Origin of the sequence: Bacillus sp. MYb209, from assembly GCF_002975175.1 — a bacterium.
Lineage (GTDB): Bacteria > Bacillota > Bacilli > Bacillales > Bacillaceae_G > Bacillus_A.
Map to the genome: position 1 here is coordinate 191300 of NZ_PCNZ01000006.1, position 15755 is coordinate 207054.

Below are 15755 nucleotides of genomic sequence, written 5' to 3' on the forward strand. Positions count from 1 at the left end.
CCATTACTTCAATGTAAGAAATTCTGCAATCGGGCCGAGTACTAACATCGGGAAGAATGTTAATGCACCGACAATTACAATCGTTCCGATGAAGATGCCACCAAATAAACTATTATCCGTACGGAACGTTCCGACTGTTTCTGGTACTACCGTCTTCTCTTTCAGTGAAGCTGCAACAGCCAACATCGTAATTAAACTGAAATAGCGTCCTAAAAACATAACTAAACCAGTCGTAATATTCCAAAACGGTGTATTATCTGCTAAACCTTCAAATCCAGATCCGTTATTCGCAGCTGACGATGTATACTCATATACAACTTGCGTTAAACCGTGGAAACCTGAATGAGAAATTGCATCCGTTCCTAAACTTGTTGAAAGAGCTAATGCTGAAAATCCTAAAATAAGCAATGGATGAAATAAAATCGTTACCGCAATTAATTTCATTTCCTTCCCTTCAATTTTCTTACCTAAAAACTCTGGTGTCCGTCCAACCATTAACCCAGATATAAAGACTGCAATAATCGCATACATAATAATGTTCACAAAACCTGCTCCAACGCCGCCATATACTGTATTTAACATCATATTTACGAGTGGAACTAACCCACCAATCGGTGTTAACGTATCATGCATCGTATTAACAGCCCCTGTTTCAGCAGCTGTCGTTACTGTTGCGTATAGTGAAGAAAATACTGTTCCAAATCGTACTTCTTTTCCTTCTGTACTTCCTTGTACATGTTCGATACCCATTCCATTTAACGCTGGATTCCCATTTAATTCAGCTGTAGTAATCGTTATAAACCCTAGTAAAAACACCATAAATAGTGAAACGAAAAGGATACGTCCTTGTTTTTTATTTCCTACCATTCGTCCGTACGTAAATGGTAGTGCTGTTGGCAATAACATCATAAGCATCATTTGCAAAATATTACTCATTTGTCCTGGATTTTCAAAAGGATGTGTAGAGTTTGCCCCGAAAAATCCACCGCCGTTATTTCCAAGTTCCTTAATGGAAACCAATGATGCAACTGGACCACGTAAAATACTTTGCTTCGCACCATCAATTGTTTGTGCTGTAACTGCCCCGTCTAACGTTTGTGGTACACCAAGTGCGACAAAGACTAACGCCGCAATAAATGCGATAGGAAGAAAAACTCTCGTTAAAGCTCTCGTAAAATCAACGAAAAAGTTACCAAGTTCTTTTCCAGCGAGTCCTCTTATAAACGCCATAACGAGTGCTAACGTCGTTGCTGGTGCCGCAAACATTAAAAATGTAATCCCGACTAATTGTGATAAATAAGATAAACCATTTTCACCGCTATAATGCTGTAAGTTTGTATCAGCCATAAAACTAATCGCTGTATTAAAAGCGAGCGTAGGCTCCATTCCTTCAATATGTGCTGGGTTTAGCGGCAGCACACCTTGTAATCTGAAAATGAAATATACGACAACAATCATGAATCCATTGAGTAAAACTAATGATAATGCGTACTGTTTCCACGTTTGATTGTATGCTTTTACACCCGTAATTTTAAAAATAAGTTTTTCAAAAGGCCCGAATACTTTATCTAGCATTTTGCTACCTTGAAAAGCTTTCTCTAAATAAATCCCCGTTGGCTTTGCTACTAAAATAAACAAGAGCATTGTAATAACGACTGCAACCCAAATCATAATGAATGATTCCCCCTAATTAAAACTTTTCTGGATTTAATAATGCGTACACTAAGTACACCGTAATCGCTGCAACAATAACCGATAAGGCAATCATCATGATTGCTTCCCTTCTTTCACAACTTTATCTGACCAACTGGCCAGGCTTGCCATCGATGCAACTAATACAACAAATATCCCGATCATTACAACATCTAACATAGCTACCCCTCACTTTTTGTTAAAATTTTACATTTACTCATCAAAAAAAGAACACTAAGCTCTACTTAGTGTTCGAAGTGAACAACACAAAGTAAACCTCCTCTCTAAACGCTTACGAGGTTAGCTGTCGGATTCGGGCCTAAAGAGTAGCCCTACTTTCAAAACTGAAAGATTCACCCCAAGTGACGATGCACAAAATTGGTTCCCCCGCTCCATTTCTGGAACTCAGCGATTTTAGGTTTTTTTGGAAATTTTATGAATGATTTATGAGAGTAAATATACTCCTCTATATTTAACTTGTAAAGAGGTGAATTACTTAAAATAAGAAAATATTCTGCCGTTTAAACGCTTACATTGGGTATTATTAATGTTCTTTCATCTATTTTCTTGTCTTTTCTTTCTTTTTCATAGAAATGATCTTTTAAATATGAAATAAAAAGAGCGAATGACATGAGGTGCATAGCTTGTTGCACTCAGCATTCGCTCTCTTTTCATTCAACTTTTATTCTCCCCGTAGAAATGCACGTAAATTTCTTCCACGAATATAAACCTGTGACAGTTCTGCATGTAGCTGCTCATATTCAATAATATCTGTTTTTAAATATAAAGCATCTTTCGATGGCAATATTATATATGGCCTTGGAAAAATAGGATCGAGCACTACCAATTCTTGAACTCGTTCTACCGATACCACCCAACGATTCGCTATATCTCCTAGTAACAATACCTTCATCTTCGTTTCCCCCGTCCTATTCAAAAAATAAAAAAGAAATATTATCACAGTTCGTAAACACTACAAATTTAGCTCCAATTGTTTCATAGAGCCTGGCTGGATAGCGTTTATTCTTTGTAACAACAGTAATAGGCGCTTGAAAAGAAAAACGAATGCGTTCTGTGAAAAAGCTAACTATCGGAAGCTCATCTCCTAATAAAATTACTTTCTTAATCCGCTCGCAAATACTAGTAAAATCCTGCTCCTTATTACAGCTATAAGTCGAATCAAATCCACAATTTCTAACTTGAGCTGCTATCTCTTCATTTGCTGTAAAAATAATTAACTCATGCTGAACTGCTACTAGCTCTCTTAAACTCTTTATCTTATTTTCTTCTCCAACACAAATAAGCGTTAATTCCATGTACCTCATCCTCCTTAGCATAAAAGAACTCAAACATAGATTGATATTCTCCTATACTAATCAGACCGATAAAGTGATGTATCCATCAGGGCACCGTCCTCTCTCAAAACGCTTACGAAGTTAGCTGTCGGATTCGGACTTTGAGAGTAGCCCTACTTTCAAAATTGAAAGATTCACCCCTAGTGACGACGCACAAATTGGTTCCTCCGCTCCATACAATTGGACTCAGCGTATTACAAAAAATGTATTCTGGCTGATATATTACTCCTGTATTTGGAAAAAGTAAACATAAAAAAAGCCAGTTAACAAACTGGCTTCTCATGTCTTTATACACGTGTATTATTCATCTTATATGCAAAATGATTCGTTGGTCCATGACCGCTTCCAATATTCAACGGCTCTTCAATCGCTATACTAATAAATTGTTTTGCCTCTTGAACTGCTTCTTCGATTGAATATCCTTTAGCAAGTCCTGCTGTAACTGCAGAGGCGAATGTACATCCGCTTCCGTGCGTTTGCTTCGAAGGAATTCGTTCACTTCTAAATTCAATAAACTCTTCTCCATCAAAGAGTAAATCAATTACTTCATTACCTTGATATTCTGCATGTCCGCCCTTCATAAGAACATATTTAGCCCCTAATTCGTGCAATACTTTCGCAGCTTCTTTACTATCTTCTATATTTTGAATCCCCATCCCAGTTAGCACTTCTGCCTCCGGAACATTCGGTGTTACAACAGTTGCTACTGGTAATAAATATTCCTTTAATGCTTGTACTGCTTCTTCTTGTAATAATGACGCACCACCTTTAGCAATCATAACAGGATCTAGTACAATATTATTCCAGCCAAATTTCTTAATATGTTCTGCAACAATTTGAATAATTTCACTACTAAATAGCATCCCTAGTTTCACAGCATCTGGTGTTAAATCCGTACCAATTGAATTCAGCTGTTCCGTAATTCCTTCTAAAGAAACAGGATATACCCCTTGAACGCCAAGCGTATTTTGAGCAGTAATTGCTGTAATAGCTGTCATTCCATACACACCAAGCTCTTGGAACGTTTTTAAATCTGCTTGAATTCCAGCACCGCCTCCGCTATCAGATCCTGCAATCGTTAAAGCCTTATTCACTTTCATCTCTCTCATCCTCTTCTATCCAAAATAGCGATGATAAATTGTTTTCGCTTCACTTATATCTTTCGTTCCATGTACAAGCACACGCCCATCTTTGAAGGCAACTAATCTCTTTTCTTCAACAGAAAATGATAATAAATATGGGTTTACATTCAAATCATTCACGCGACCATTCAGCAGTTTTTTATATTGTTCAAAATCGATTTCCTCTTTATACGGTGGTCTAATTTGAACTGTATTCCTCCCGCATAAAACTGCTGTTTTCGATGTATTTTCTTTATTTAAATATGGATATAACGCATTCTCACCGCACGATGGACAATTATGCTTACGAAGTTTTTGCACATTCATACATGAATATTCATTCTTCCATACATCAAATGACACAAGTCCATCTCGAAGTGATTCGTAATCTTCTACTAACAGTTTAAGTGTTTCCGTTACTTGATGAGAAACGACAAGAGATACAGCAGGCGATATAATCCCCGCTGTATCACACGTCGCTCCGCCAAGCGGAATTGATTGTAACAAACAAGATAAACATGGCGTTTTACCAGGAAGAATTGTGTAAGAAAGGCCGTAACTACCTACACACGCTCCGTAAATCCACGGAATAGAATATTTTTGCGATATATCATTAACGATGAAACGTGTTTCAAAATTGTCAGTCGCATCAATCATTACATCAACGTTTGTAACGAGTTCTTCTAATTCTTCAGCCGTTACATCTTGAACGAGAGCTTCTATTCTTACTTCACTATTAATCTCTTCTAGACGTTTCTTTGCCGCTACAGCTTTCGGAAGATTATTCTCTACATCGCTTTCTGCATACAATTGTTGTCTTTGTAAATTACTCCAATCTACATAATCACGGTCAACAATTGTTACCTTGCCAACACCTGCTCTTACAAACATTTCTGCATTTGCACTACCTAATGCACCTGCACCGATAATAAGTACATGCTTTTCACTTATCTTTTGTTGTCCTTCTTCCCCGATTGGAGAAAATAGTTCTTGGCGAGAATATCGATTATTCAACTACGCTCATTCCTTCTAAAGGACTACTTGCAGTTGCGCAGCGCTTGCGTGCAATACGACCTGCTTCAAACCCTAAACGGCCTGCCTCAATACTTAATTTCATTGCGGATGCCATCTTAATAGGATCTTTTGCTCCTGATACAGCCGTATTTAATAACACGCCATCTGCTCCTAATTCCATTGCAAATGCCGCATCAGCTGGACTACCAATACCAGCGTCAACGATAACTGGTACTGTCGCTTGTTCAATAATGAAGCTTAAATTTAATGGATTTACAATGCCAAGTCCTGATCCGATTGGTGATGCTCCTGGCATAACCGCGTGTACGCCAAGTTCTTGTAATTTACGTGCTAATACAACATCATCAGATGTATACGGAAGTACAATAAATCCTTCTTCCAGTAACATTTCAGATGCTTTCAATGTTTCTACTGGATCAGGTAATAACGTTTTATCATCACCAATAACTTCTACTTTTATCATGTCACAAAGCCCAGAAGCTTTTGCTAATTTTGCAATACGAACAGCTTCTTCAGCATTTTTTGCTCCTGCTGTATTCGGTAATAACGTATATTTTTTTACATCTAGTTTCTCTAATAAATTAGGCTGCTTTGCATCAAATATATCCATACGACGTACTGCAAATGTTAAAATTTCAGCTTCAGAAACATCAATTGCCTTTTGCTGCACATCAAAATCAGAGAATTTCCCTGTTCCTAATAAAAGTCTAGAATGAAATGAAAATGGTCCAATGTTTAACATAATCAACCGCCTCCTACGAAAGTTACAATCTCAATTTGGTCTCCATCAAAAACAGATGTATCGTTATGATCATCTTTTTGTAAAATATCTTTATTACGTTCTACTACAACAATTCTGTTATCTAACTCTAAATGTGTAAGTAACCCAGCTACTGTTTTTACACTCTCTGGTACTTCAACTTGGTTACCATTAATTTTTAAATTCAAACTTCCATCCCCTTTCTAAACCGTTTTAGAAAGCAATGAATCTAGCAAGTGATTCTCCTGCTTTCCTTCTATTAAATCAGCCATATACTGACCTGAAACAGGACTTAATAAAATGCCGTTTCGATAATGGCCCGTACAAGCATATAAACCTTTTATTTCTTCATGCTCTCCCATATAAGGAGCTTCATGATTTGATTGTGGCCTTAATCCTGCCCATGTGCTTTCCCATTCTGCTTCTTTTAAAGCAGGTAATATTGTATAAGCACGCTCTAATATGGAAGTAATACTTTCTGGTTGTACAGTTTTATTGAACGTATGAGGCTTCATCGTTGCTCCAATTACGTAACGCCCACCGCGCTTTGGGGCGATATAAAATCTTTCTTGGAAAATAGGAGCTTTCAATAGCGGCTTCCTACTTCTTACTGCAACCACTTCTCCTTTAACTGGATATGTGCCCCAATCACTATGGAAGTAATGTAGTAATTTCGTACTCCATGACCCTTCAGCAATAACGACTTTTTCGCATGTGATGATGCCTTCGCTCGTAACAATCCCAGTCACTGTATCATTTTCAATTCGAATATCAAATACTTCTGTTTGTTCATATATGTCAGCTCCAGAAAATGCTGCTGAGTGTGCGAATGCTTTCGTAAGCTCTGGCGCAATAACGTGACCGTCTTTTGGGTAATATACAGCCCCTATAATTGACTTGGAAAGAAACGGTTCTTTTTCCCGCAAACGATCCCCCGTTAGAAAATAGGAATCTTCACCTGTTTTCTGTTGCCAATCCATAATATGAAGAATTCTTTCCTTCTCCTCTTCATTTTGGGCAATGCGATAAATACCTTTTTCTTCATACCCAATATCGATGCCTGTCTTTTCACGCAAAACTTCTGCAAGTTGTGGAAATATAGCACGGCTTTCTCTAGCAAGCTCAAACAACGGATCATATTCATCCCATTCTGCCTGAACACCGAGCAAACCAGCAGCTGCTTTCGAAGCTTCAGATGCGATTCTTTGCTTCTCTACAATCGCTACTTTATGCCCTCTTTCTGCTAGAAAGTGTGCAACTGAACTACCAATTACACCTCCGCCAATAATCGCTACATCATACTTCTTACACATGTTTTTCCGCCCACTTTCTTATTGATTCCTTATAAGATTTCGCTCTGCTATACGGATTACTACTGCTTATAATCCCGGACATAACAGCAATGCCACTTACACCATTTGCAAGAACATCACCTGTATTTTCAGGAGTGATTCCACCAATTGCAGTTATTGGTATGGATAAACATCTTGCCATATGAGCAATTTCTTCTAATCCTCTTGCTGGCACATCCTTTTTACAAGCCGTTGGAAATACATGACCGTAAACGAGTGAATCCGCTCCATTTTTAAATGCCACTATCGCTTCATCTAAAGAATGTACTGAATAGCCAACATGCAAATAAGAAAACTTTTCTTTCACCGACCTTACATCTGCGCTTCGATATCCTAGCTGCACACGCGGAATATTTAATAGAATAGCAATATCAATTCGATCATTTATCACTATCTTCGATGCCGGAAAGCCTTTCCCCAAAAGACTTTCCACACCTTCATACAATTCCTTCGTACTTTTCTCACGCTCACGAATATACAAATAATCAATCTCACTCTCAATTTGCATCGCTACATTCACTAACTCTTCGAATGGCATGTGACCATTTGAGATTACATGGAGCTCATTTTTCATATTCATTCGCCTACTTTAAAATGTTTTCGAATAATTCATCGGCTGGAACGATCTCTTTCGTCATTCCTTTTTCTTTCAGCCATTTATTTTGTTTCTCCCATGACTCTTTTGAATCTGATAAGAATGGCTCATCTTTCGTTTCCATCTTCTCTAATAAAATTTTCATACTTTCTTTTTCAACTTCTGGTACAAGTGGGAAGTTTTCTTTTTCTTGATGATTTAATAAAATATTTAATGCTTCATCTGGATTTTTCTTCATGAAATCATATCCTTTTTTCGCACCACGTAAAAAGGCCTGTAATGCTTCTTTATCCTTTTTCAAAGTTTTATCACCTGTTACAAACACAAGCTCATGATAATTCGGCACACCGTAATCAGCTGGATTAAAGTACGCTGGTTCATGGCCCTCATGACGCATGACAGGTACTTCATGGTTAATGTATGCTCCTGTTACAGCATCCACTTTTTTCGTAATTAACGCTGGTACTAAATCGAATCCAACATCGACTACTTTTACTGTATCTGGATTACCACCATCTTCTTTTACCATCGTTTTTAAATATGCTTCACTTAATGGTGTTCCAGAATATCCAACTGTTTTTCCTTCTAAGTCTTTAGGTGACTTAATACCTGTTGATTTCAGCGATACAACATGATTTAACGGCGAACGTACGACAGCTCCAATTGATTTCACTGGAATTTGTTCATTTGCTTTTGCCATGACAACATCTGGTTGATAATACAAACCAACTGTCACTTTCCCTGCTGCCGCTAGCGTTAATGGATCAGTCGGATTAGAAGGGAATTTAATATTCACCTTGACTCCTTCTTCTTTAAAGTATCCTTTTTCAATTGCCGTATAAATAAAGCTATGTACCGCATTGGGGTACCAATCAAGCATTACTGTTATTTCTTTTTCTGATTTATTCTTATCCGATGCCGAGTTACTCGAACATCCTGCAATCATTGCAACTAATAATGTAAACACAAAGATGCGTTTTAATAATTTCATGAATGTTTCCTCCAACTAATAAATTTCTTTTCTAATATCGAAACAAGTATGACGAAGAAAATAGCTAATAATGATAACAATACAATTGGTGCAAATACACCAGCTCCGTCTAACTGCGTCATCATTCTTTTACTGAAATATCCAAGTCCAGCTTGTGCACCGAGCCATTCTCCAATTGCTGCCCCGATAACACCAAGCGGAACTGCAATTTTTAACGCTGAGAAAAAGTAAGGAAGAGCAGATGGCAATTTTAGCTTTAGAAAAATATCTTTTTTCGTTGCACCATACGTAACTAAGAGCTCCTCCCATTCTTTATTCGTACTACGCAGTCCATCATACGTATTTACCGCAATTGGGAAAAATGTAATTAAAACTGTGACAACAACCTTGCTCCAAATGGTATATCCAAACCATAAAACAAATAGTGGCGCAAGTGCTGTAATCGGGATTGTTTGTGAAGCTATTAATAATGGATAAAATGCTCTTTCCATCCACGTACTCGCATTCATTAACATTGCTAGCCCTACGCCCAGTACGATAGAAATAACAACGCCTATTAAAACGACGTACAACGTTGCAGGTAAATGAACCGTAAATAATATATCTTTCAGCGCCCATATCTTCATTACAATTGCAGAAGGTGATGGCAAAATGTACATCTCATCTACAATTCTTGCTCCTACTTCCCATAGAGCAAGTAAAATTCCACTTACTGTTAGGGCAGGTAATAGCTCCTTCAAACGATTCATCATACAAGTACCTGCCTTTGTAACATACTAAGGAGCTCTTCTTTAAGCGCTAACACTTCAGGCTTATATAAATCTTTTCTTGTTCGGTTACGATCAAGCGGCACAATTCGCTCAGTTAAAGTTGCTATCGGTTGATTTTCTACAACCAAAATTCGATTAGAAAGAAACAATGCTTCTTCAACATCATGAGTGATAAATAAAATTGTTTTTTCCCACTCTTTCCATTGTTCGAACAACCATTCTTGCAAAGATGCCTTCGTTAAAGCGTCCAATGCACTAAACGGTTCATCTAACAATAATATCTCCCCGCCTGTTAATAAAGTTCGGATAAAAGATACGCGTTGTCTCATACCACCAGATAAATCTTTCGGATATTTTTTCTCGTACCCTTGTAAACCAAATTTATGTAACAGTTCTTTCGCTTTTACTTGTGCTTCTTTCTTCTGCACACCTTGGCACTCTAGCGGTAAAGCCGCATTCTCAATAATCGTCCTCCACGGCAAGAACATATCTTTTTGAGGCATATACCCTACAGAATGATTCTTTGTTTCTGTCAGCTCTATCTGTCCAGTACTTACCTCTTCTAAGCCTGTAATAAGGCGAAATAAAGTACTTTTCCCGCATCCACTCGGTCCGATAATGCTTACAAACTCTTTCTCTTGTATAGAAGCATTTAATTCATCGATGATTGGTTTCTCATCATAATGAAAGGAAACATTATGAAACTGTAGTATGTTCTTGCTCCTCAAAACCCCACATCTCCTTACGATAAGCCATATCCCAGAATAAATATTCAAATCGGCTGGAATATAAGAAAATCTCCTCTAATCGGTCTAGTTCTTTCTCTGACTTTCCAACTGCCATTTCATTTAATAAATCTATTAACCAAATACAAAGGTTACCGTATTCTTCAGAACTATATCCTTGAATCCACTCTCCAAAGAACTCATGATCTCTTGCTCCAGGAATATCATTTAAACGCTTTCCAATCTCCCAATAGCTCCACATACATGGAAGTAAAGCTGATATTAATTCTGCAAGCGTGCCATTTTGAGATACAGACATCATGTAATTTGTATAGGCTAAATTTTTAGCAGATGGTTTCGCAGATTCCATCTCTTGCGCAGAAATGCCAAGTCTTTTTGCATACTGTTTATGAATCGTCATTTCACCATTTAAAATCCCATCAATTTGCTCTGCAAACTTTGCCATAACCTGTGGATTCGTTGCCTTTACAACTCCAATTGCATATAGCTTTGCATAATCTAACAAATATAAATAATCTTGAATAATATAGTACTGGAATTTATCTTTTTCCAACGTACCATCCCCCATACCTACTACAAACGGATGATTATGACTTTTCTCCCAAACAGGCTGCACCGTATCATATAATCTTTCACAAAATTTCATTAATAATTCCCCTTCCTATATATCTATTTATCTCAATAAAAAAACCACTTCTGTATATAAGAAGTGGTTACAACAAATAAAATTATAATTTATTCGTTGTTCCACTTCCCTTCGCTAGTATTACCTAGATCAGGTCTGTAAGGGTTAAGGATTAGTCCTCTCTCAGCACATCAAGCACCCCTAGTGGTTTCAATATGAAATTTTCAAATAAAAAAGCCCCGTTTCTATACGCAAAGAAACGGGGACTCATTATTAGTGTCCGAATTGCTTCCCTACGCTAGCATAATCTAGATCAGGTAATGAAAAGGATCAAAGACTTAAGGTCTTACTCTCAGCTGGCAACACCAGCTCTCCTAGCAAACTATAAAATTATCACTGTCAGTATAACATTGTCATAAGTCATCATCAACTATTTTAATTTTCTCAATTGCCCATTAAATATTAGCATGTTAAACAAATATAAATGCAACTCCACAAATGATATATACAATATTTATATACGAATCTCTCTTCTAACATTATTTTTATTGATTTCATATTACATTTATGTGAATACGACCACTATATTATATCTTTATACTATAATAAAATTACAACTATACAACTAGAGGAGGTCTTTATTACATGAATATGAAAGCTACAGCTTTAACAGCAACTACTATCGCAATTGCTTCGGTACTTCCTTCTATGGGAGAATCCGATATACAAACAGCTGCTGCTAAGCAATCATCTAAAGTAAAAACTGGATATGTAAAAATTGACAACGTTGCATTACATCAAAATAACCATGCAGATAGTGCAATAATTGATAACATTCGATTTAATAGCCCGGTTACTATTCTTGAGACAACTCAAGATTGGTATAAAGTATCTGTTAACAACAAAACAGGCTATATGAAAAAAGATGCAATTCTATTCAAAAAAAATGTTCGTCCTAGTAATCAGTATATCGTAAATGCGAACGCATTAAACGTTCGTTCTGAACCTAATACAGAGTCTTCTATTCTAGATATATTACCAAATGGTCAATTCATTACCATCCAAGGTGAACAAGGGGATTGGTACAAAATATTACATAACGGTCAAATTGGATACGTACAAAAAACATTTGTATCTAATGGATCCACACCTCTAGTAAAAGGTGTAACTGTACAAGGTTCTCCTTCTTATACTGTTGCAACACCAAAATTAAATGTACGTAGCAATGCTAGTACAAGTAGCACTCTACTTGGCTCATTACAAAATGGTACACAAGTACAAGTAGTAGAAACGGTAGGTACTTGGTATAAAATTCGTTTTGGCACAGGATACGGATATGTAGCAAAACACTATGTAGTGCAAAATCAAAATCAAGCACAAGCTAAAACAGCTCAACCTGCATCAATTCCAGCAGTTTTCAAATTCCCTACTCAAGGGAAAATCAGCTCCACTTTTGATATGCGCTGGGAGCAAATGCATTATGGTATAGCAGCACAAGGAAATGTCTCTATTCAAGCTGCTGCTGCAGGTAAAGTTGTGAAATCTTATTATTCGGCTAGCTACGGCAATGTCGTGTTCATCGCCCATCAAATAAATGGGAAATTATATACAACAGTTTATGCTCATATGAAGGATCGCACTGTACAAGCTGGTGATCAAGTACAAACTGGACAATTAGTAGGTCATATGGGAAACACAGGTCATTCATACGGGCAACATCTCCATTTCGAATTACATAATGGAGAATGGAATTTTGAAAAAACAAATGCAGTAAACCCACTGCCATATTTAGTTAGGTAAATTATATGCCACGCAATATACCTCTATTTATTGAATACCTGGCCTTTTTAGGTTTAATCTGTTGTTTAATCATTTATAATACGAACATTGTATTTTTATCTATTATTATTGCTTTTGTTGCTTTAGAAATCATTATGGAAGCATTACAAATGCGGCTAAAACAAAGAATTGCCCATATTTATAATGCAATTTTTCTTTTGAGTGCTCTTATAACAAATATAATTAGTAATGGTTTTTATTTATCTACCGTACTTCCTGTATTCCTTATAGGTGTTTTATTATTCATAGCTAGATACATTCATGTTCCTAATAACCAAAAACATGAACAAGAAGCTTAGAAAGAGGAGACACTGTGTACCAATCTTTCAAAGATAATCCAATGAAATATATATTGAATTTATATGAAAAAATGAATACTTTTTTTGGTATACAAGGAAGTTATACTGCACAATTTCTCCTTTATGGAATGTTATTTCTTATCTTAGTTACTTTCTCCTTGTTTTACTAACAAAAAAGGATCTCACATAAACTTGAGATCCTTTTTAATTTATATTAATTTTTAATATGTAAAATACGGTTTATCCACAAGCATATTTTTCATAAATAAAACTAAGATTATATTTTTTCTCTAGGCTCATTCTTTGTTCATCGTCGCACCAATAGAAAAGAATATCATGAATCGTTGCATAACGCTTATTTTTAAGAAATAGTTTAAAGAATGATGGTAAACAATCATGTAATTGTATAAATATATAATTGCGTAGTATTTCTTCTTTGTATTCAATTCCCTTACAAATATACAGTAATTCTTCACAATAATATGCATGCTGTGGAACTTGGATCATTTCGAAAAATGGTACATATGATAGTAACTTTCCAATAAAATGACCATACCGATCCATTACCCCTATCGTCATATGCTCCATCATTTCTTTCATCACATATAAATAATCATCTACATGAGTTGTCTTTAAAGGGTCTAATCGATCGGAAATTTGTGAAAGTACAGCTCTTTGACAAGCTAAAACTGCTTGACTAGGTCCATAATATGATAGGAAGTCTGTACACTTACGATACTTTCGTAATAAGTCATGTGTATATAAATCATACACAAAAGTATTACAATACATTGCCAGACTCATCATATCACTATTTAATTGCTCTTTTGATAGTGTTTTCGCTCGCTTACATATATAAAAGAATGTAAATTCCAATACTTCTTTATGAGATAATAGATGTTTGCAATCTGTTATACATTTCTCATTAAATTTAACTCGATTCCAAATTTCTACATCCTCAGCTGTTAATTCACCAATACGATATTTAATAATTAAATAGTTTAAAGCAACTGCTTTCGTCAAAAGATCCCATGTTTCATACTCCAATGAAGTTTGGACAAATTCATCTAGCCCTTGGGTTATCATAAAAGCATTTGCCTCTTCATACCAACCAATCTCTTGACATAAACGAAGAATACGTACTAGAGTTGGAATTCCATCTTTATGAAACTGCGGTAAATTCTTTACTTTATTCATGCCATATACGATAAATGCCGCTAAATTTTCTTCTTTATAAAATTCTTTTTCTTTCCATACTAATATAGTTCGCTCTTTCCCTTCACCTTTTGGATGACAAGGTACAAGCAAAGAAAATAACTCAGCGAAATTATTTGGTTCTATATATGTATCTGTAACCAAATTCCAATTTGGATCGCCCTGTACAGCCCTCATATAATTCCCCTTCCCTTTTTATCCCGCATTAACGGGCAGTAAGACTCCCACCTCAAAATTCAGTGAATGCGAGGAAGTTAGGTGGGAGATAAAATTGCCCGTAAAAGCCCGATTGGTTCAACTAATAATCATTGGGGGATGGACAAAACCCCCAATAATTAAAGTTTCACTTTATCTACGTAGGAAATATTAATTCATTATTACAACACTAAAAATAAATATTGTTATATTCAAAACCTATCATAATACTTATATCTCTCAGTATATCATTTTTTCTCTTATTAAAAATTAGGAATGACAAATTTGAAAAAACTGTCAAAAATATTGACTCTATACTTATTATATAATGTCTCAGATACATCACGCTAACATATTAGTTTAATCCGTATATACTAGAATAATGTATCTGATCTTTATACATAATTTATTCCGTATGCTCTGAGATTTCACTTAAAGCAAACCCTGCTTGATCATCTGCTGATTTTCTTATAGCTAAATCACCTAGTGCTAGCATCCCAACAAGTTGACCGCTCTCAACTACCGGTAACCGTCTAATTTGATATTGTGCCATTAATTCTGTAGCTTTTTCAATAGAATCATTTGGAGAAACTGAAACAATGTTTGTTGTCATTACATTTGTAATTTGATTAGATCCAGGATGTTTTTCAGCAATCCCACGAACAACTAAGTCTCGATCAGTAACAAGCCCCACAACTTGTTTATTTTCAATAACAGGAATCAATCCAACCGATTCTTCCTTCATTTTTAAAGCTGCCTCATATACATTGTCTAATGGTGTACAATGTACGATATGAGTACTCATAAGTTCTCTAACTTGTGTCATTTTTCATCTCCTCCTTTTAATACATACCATAGCTTTTCCTAAATCCCTTTATTTATTTCAGGAAAATAAGGTGATAAAAAGAGGCTTATACATAATAAAAAAGAGTCAGCAATATGCTGACTCTTTTTTTATGACCCGTACGGGATTCGAACCCGTGTTACCGCCGTGAAAGGGCGGTGTCTTAACCACTTGACCAACGGGCCATGGCTCCGCAGGTAGGACTCGAACCTACGACCGATCGGTTAACAGCCGATAGCTCTACCACTGAGCTACTGCGGAATAATTATGGTGGGCCTAAATGGACTCGAACCATCGACCTCACGCTTATCAGGCGTGCGC

At 36.3% G+C, this 15755-nt stretch carries 19 protein-coding genes, 2 tRNA genes and 4 riboswitches; of the genes, 2 read left to right on the plus strand and 19 right to left on the minus strand.

The genetic code is table 11. The features are described 5' to 3' along the window. Window positions 1-3: 3 nt before the first annotated feature. From kdpA to tenA, 15 genes are all read right to left on the minus strand, one after another. Window positions 4-1671 (minus strand): potassium-transporting ATPase subunit KdpA, encoded by a 1668-nt coding sequence (gene kdpA, locus CQZ94_RS13755; RefSeq protein WP_105585841.1) that lies wholly within the window; start codon window positions 1669-1671, stop codon window positions 4-6. A 19-nt stretch (window positions 1672-1690) separates the two neighbouring features. Next, entirely contained in the window at window positions 1691-1771 is an 81-nt protein-coding gene (kdpF, locus tag CQZ94_RS13760; RefSeq protein WP_000972378.1) for a K(+)-transporting ATPase subunit F, read from the minus strand. Then, complete coding sequence (locus tag CQZ94_RS13765; RefSeq protein WP_000887889.1) at window positions 1768-1872, minus strand: SipW-dependent-type signal peptide-containing protein; 105 nt, start codon at window positions 1870-1872, stop codon at window positions 1768-1770. The genes kdpF and CQZ94_RS13765 overlap by 4 nt, the downstream gene beginning before the upstream one ends. Window positions 1873-1967: 95 nt before the next feature. Beyond that, window positions 1968-2113: riboswitch (cyclic di-AMP (ydaO/yuaA leader) on the minus strand. A gap of 261 nt (window positions 2114-2374) precedes the next feature. Further along, complete coding sequence (locus CQZ94_RS13775; RefSeq protein ID WP_071679177.1) at window positions 2375-2605, minus strand: hypothetical protein; 231 nt, start codon at window positions 2603-2605, stop codon at window positions 2375-2377. Between the two features lie 16 nt (window positions 2606-2621). Next, a complete protein-coding gene (locus tag CQZ94_RS13780; protein WP_142395836.1) occupies window positions 2622-3008 on the minus strand; it encodes a hypothetical protein in 387 nt (128 codons plus the stop codon). A gap of 93 nt (window positions 3009-3101) precedes the next feature. Further along, window positions 3102-3249: riboswitch (cyclic di-AMP (ydaO/yuaA leader) on the minus strand. 85 nt (window positions 3250-3334) lie between these two features. Further along, window positions 3335-4147, minus strand: coding sequence for a bifunctional hydroxymethylpyrimidine kinase/phosphomethylpyrimidine kinase (gene thiD / locus CQZ94_RS13785; RefSeq protein ID WP_105585845.1), 813 nt, complete (start codon window positions 4145-4147; stop codon window positions 3335-3337). A 15-nt stretch (window positions 4148-4162) separates the two neighbouring features. Further along, the gene (locus CQZ94_RS13790) at window positions 4163-5182 is read right to left on the minus strand and encodes a thiazole biosynthesis adenylyltransferase ThiF (RefSeq protein ID WP_105585846.1); all 1020 of its coding nucleotides are present in this window, start codon (window positions 5180-5182) and stop codon (window positions 4163-4165) included. Next, a complete protein-coding gene (thiG, locus tag CQZ94_RS13795; protein ID WP_105585847.1) occupies window positions 5175-5945 on the minus strand; it encodes a thiazole synthase in 771 nt (256 codons plus the stop codon). Before thiG ends, CQZ94_RS13790 begins: the two co-directional genes overlap by 8 nt. Window positions 5946-5947: 2 nt before the next feature. Beyond that, window positions 5948-6151: a sulfur carrier protein ThiS gene (gene thiS / locus CQZ94_RS13800; protein ID WP_105585848.1), complete on the minus strand. Its 204-nt coding sequence runs from the start codon at window positions 6149-6151 to the stop codon at window positions 5948-5950. A gap of 15 nt (window positions 6152-6166) precedes the next feature. Next, window positions 6167-7276, minus strand: a complete 1110-nt coding sequence (gene thiO / locus CQZ94_RS13805) for a glycine oxidase ThiO (RefSeq protein ID WP_105585849.1) — start codon at window positions 7274-7276, stop codon at window positions 6167-6169. Next, entirely contained in the window at window positions 7269-7889 is a 621-nt protein-coding gene (gene tenI / locus CQZ94_RS13810) for a thiazole tautomerase TenI (protein ID WP_105585850.1), read from the minus strand. Before tenI ends, thiO begins: the two co-directional genes overlap by 8 nt. Before the next feature lie 10 nt (window positions 7890-7899). Further along, on the minus strand, window positions 7900-8901 hold the full coding sequence (locus CQZ94_RS13815) for an ABC transporter substrate-binding protein (protein WP_105585851.1): 1002 nt from the start codon (window positions 8899-8901) through the stop codon (window positions 7900-7902). Beyond that, entirely contained in the window at window positions 8898-9650 is a 753-nt protein-coding gene (locus tag CQZ94_RS13820; protein ID WP_105585864.1) for an ABC transporter permease, read from the minus strand. Before CQZ94_RS13820 ends, CQZ94_RS13815 begins: the two co-directional genes overlap by 4 nt. Next, window positions 9650-10399, minus strand: coding sequence for an ABC transporter ATP-binding protein (locus CQZ94_RS13825; RefSeq protein WP_105585852.1), 750 nt, complete (start codon window positions 10397-10399; stop codon window positions 9650-9652). Before CQZ94_RS13825 ends, CQZ94_RS13820 begins: the two co-directional genes overlap by 1 nt. Next, entirely contained in the window at window positions 10368-11063 is a 696-nt protein-coding gene (gene tenA, locus CQZ94_RS13830) for a thiaminase II (protein WP_105585853.1), read from the minus strand. The genes CQZ94_RS13825 and tenA overlap by 32 nt, the downstream gene beginning before the upstream one ends. A gap of 89 nt (window positions 11064-11152) precedes the next feature. Continuing rightward, window positions 11153-11255: riboswitch (TPP riboswitch) on the minus strand. Window positions 11256-11315: 60 nt separating this feature from the next. Further along, a riboswitch (TPP riboswitch) is annotated at window positions 11316-11428 on the minus strand. A gap of 259 nt (window positions 11429-11687) precedes the next feature. Here tenA and CQZ94_RS13835 point away from each other — a divergent pair. Both CQZ94_RS13835 and CQZ94_RS13840 read left to right on the plus strand, forming a co-directional pair. Continuing rightward, a complete protein-coding gene (locus CQZ94_RS13835) occupies window positions 11688-12842 on the plus strand; it encodes an SH3 domain-containing protein (protein WP_105585854.1) in 1155 nt (384 codons plus the stop codon). Window positions 12843-12847: 5 nt separating this feature from the next. Then, window positions 12848-13180: a hypothetical protein gene (locus CQZ94_RS13840; protein ID WP_105585855.1), complete on the plus strand. Its 333-nt coding sequence runs from the start codon at window positions 12848-12850 to the stop codon at window positions 13178-13180. A 240-nt stretch (window positions 13181-13420) separates the two neighbouring features. Here the strand turns inward: CQZ94_RS13840 and CQZ94_RS13850 are convergent, their stop codons facing one another. The 4 genes from CQZ94_RS13850 to CQZ94_RS13865 form a co-directional block, all read right to left on the minus strand. Continuing rightward, window positions 13421-14572 carry a DUF3965 domain-containing protein gene (locus tag CQZ94_RS13850; RefSeq protein ID WP_105585857.1) on the minus strand — a complete coding sequence of 384 codons (1152 nt, stop codon included), beginning with the start codon at window positions 14570-14572 and terminating at the stop codon, window positions 13421-13423. Window positions 14573-14996: 424 nt separating this feature from the next. Further along, a complete protein-coding gene (locus CQZ94_RS13855) occupies window positions 14997-15416 on the minus strand; it encodes a CBS domain-containing protein (RefSeq protein ID WP_105585858.1) in 420 nt (139 codons plus the stop codon). Window positions 15417-15547: 131 nt separating this feature from the next. Beyond that, window positions 15548-15619: transfer RNA gene (locus tag CQZ94_RS13860), tRNA-Glu, on the minus strand. Between the two features lies 1 nt (window position 15620). Continuing rightward, window positions 15621-15695 (minus strand) — tRNA-Asn (locus CQZ94_RS13865). Window positions 15696-15755 lie beyond the last annotated feature (60 nt).

Coding starts and splice junctions, on each gene's coding strand:
- kdpA (WP_105585841.1), bottom strand. CDS start 1,671: ATGATTTGGGTTGCAGTCGTTATTACAATGCTCTTGTTTATTTTAGTA.
- kdpF (WP_000972378.1), bottom strand. CDS start 1,771: ATGATGATTGCCTTATCGGTTATTGTTGCAGCGATTACGGTGTACTTA.
- CQZ94_RS13765 (WP_000887889.1), bottom strand. CDS start 1,872: ATGTTAGATGTTGTAATGATCGGGATATTTGTTGTATTAGTTGCATCG.
- CQZ94_RS13775 (WP_071679177.1), bottom strand. CDS start 2,605: ATGAAGGTATTGTTACTAGGAGATATAGCGAATCGTTGGGTGGTATCG.
- CQZ94_RS13780 (WP_142395836.1), bottom strand. CDS start 3,008: ATGGAATTAACGCTTATTTGTGTTGGAGAAGAAAATAAGATAAAGAGT.
- thiD (WP_105585845.1), bottom strand. CDS start 4,147: ATGAAAGTGAATAAGGCTTTAACGATTGCAGGATCTGATAGCGGAGGC.
- thiG (WP_105585847.1), bottom strand. CDS start 5,945: ATGTTAAACATTGGACCATTTTCATTTCATTCTAGACTTTTATTAGGA.
- thiO (WP_105585849.1), bottom strand. CDS start 7,276: ATGTGTAAGAAGTATGATGTAGCGATTATTGGCGGAGGTGTAATTGGT.
- tenI (WP_105585850.1), bottom strand. CDS start 7,889: ATGAAAAATGAGCTCCATGTAATCTCAAATGGTCACATGCCATTCGAA.
- CQZ94_RS13815 (WP_105585851.1), bottom strand. CDS start 8,901: ATGAAATTATTAAAACGCATCTTTGTGTTTACATTATTAGTTGCAATG.
- CQZ94_RS13820 (WP_105585864.1), bottom strand. CDS start 9,650: ATGAATCGTTTGAAGGAGCTATTACCTGCCCTAACAGTAAGTGGAATT.
- tenA (WP_105585853.1), bottom strand. CDS start 11,063: ATGAAATTTTGTGAAAGATTATATGATACGGTGCAGCCTGTTTGGGAG.
- CQZ94_RS13835 (WP_105585854.1), top strand. CDS start 11,688: ATGAATATGAAAGCTACAGCTTTAACAGCAACTACTATCGCAATTGCT.
- CQZ94_RS13840 (WP_105585855.1), top strand. CDS start 12,848: ATGCCACGCAATATACCTCTATTTATTGAATACCTGGCCTTTTTAGGT.
- CQZ94_RS13850 (WP_105585857.1), bottom strand. CDS start 14,572: ATGAGGGCTGTACAGGGCGATCCAAATTGGAATTTGGTTACAGATACA.
- CQZ94_RS13855 (WP_105585858.1), bottom strand. CDS start 15,416: ATGACACAAGTTAGAGAACTTATGAGTACTCATATCGTACATTGTACA.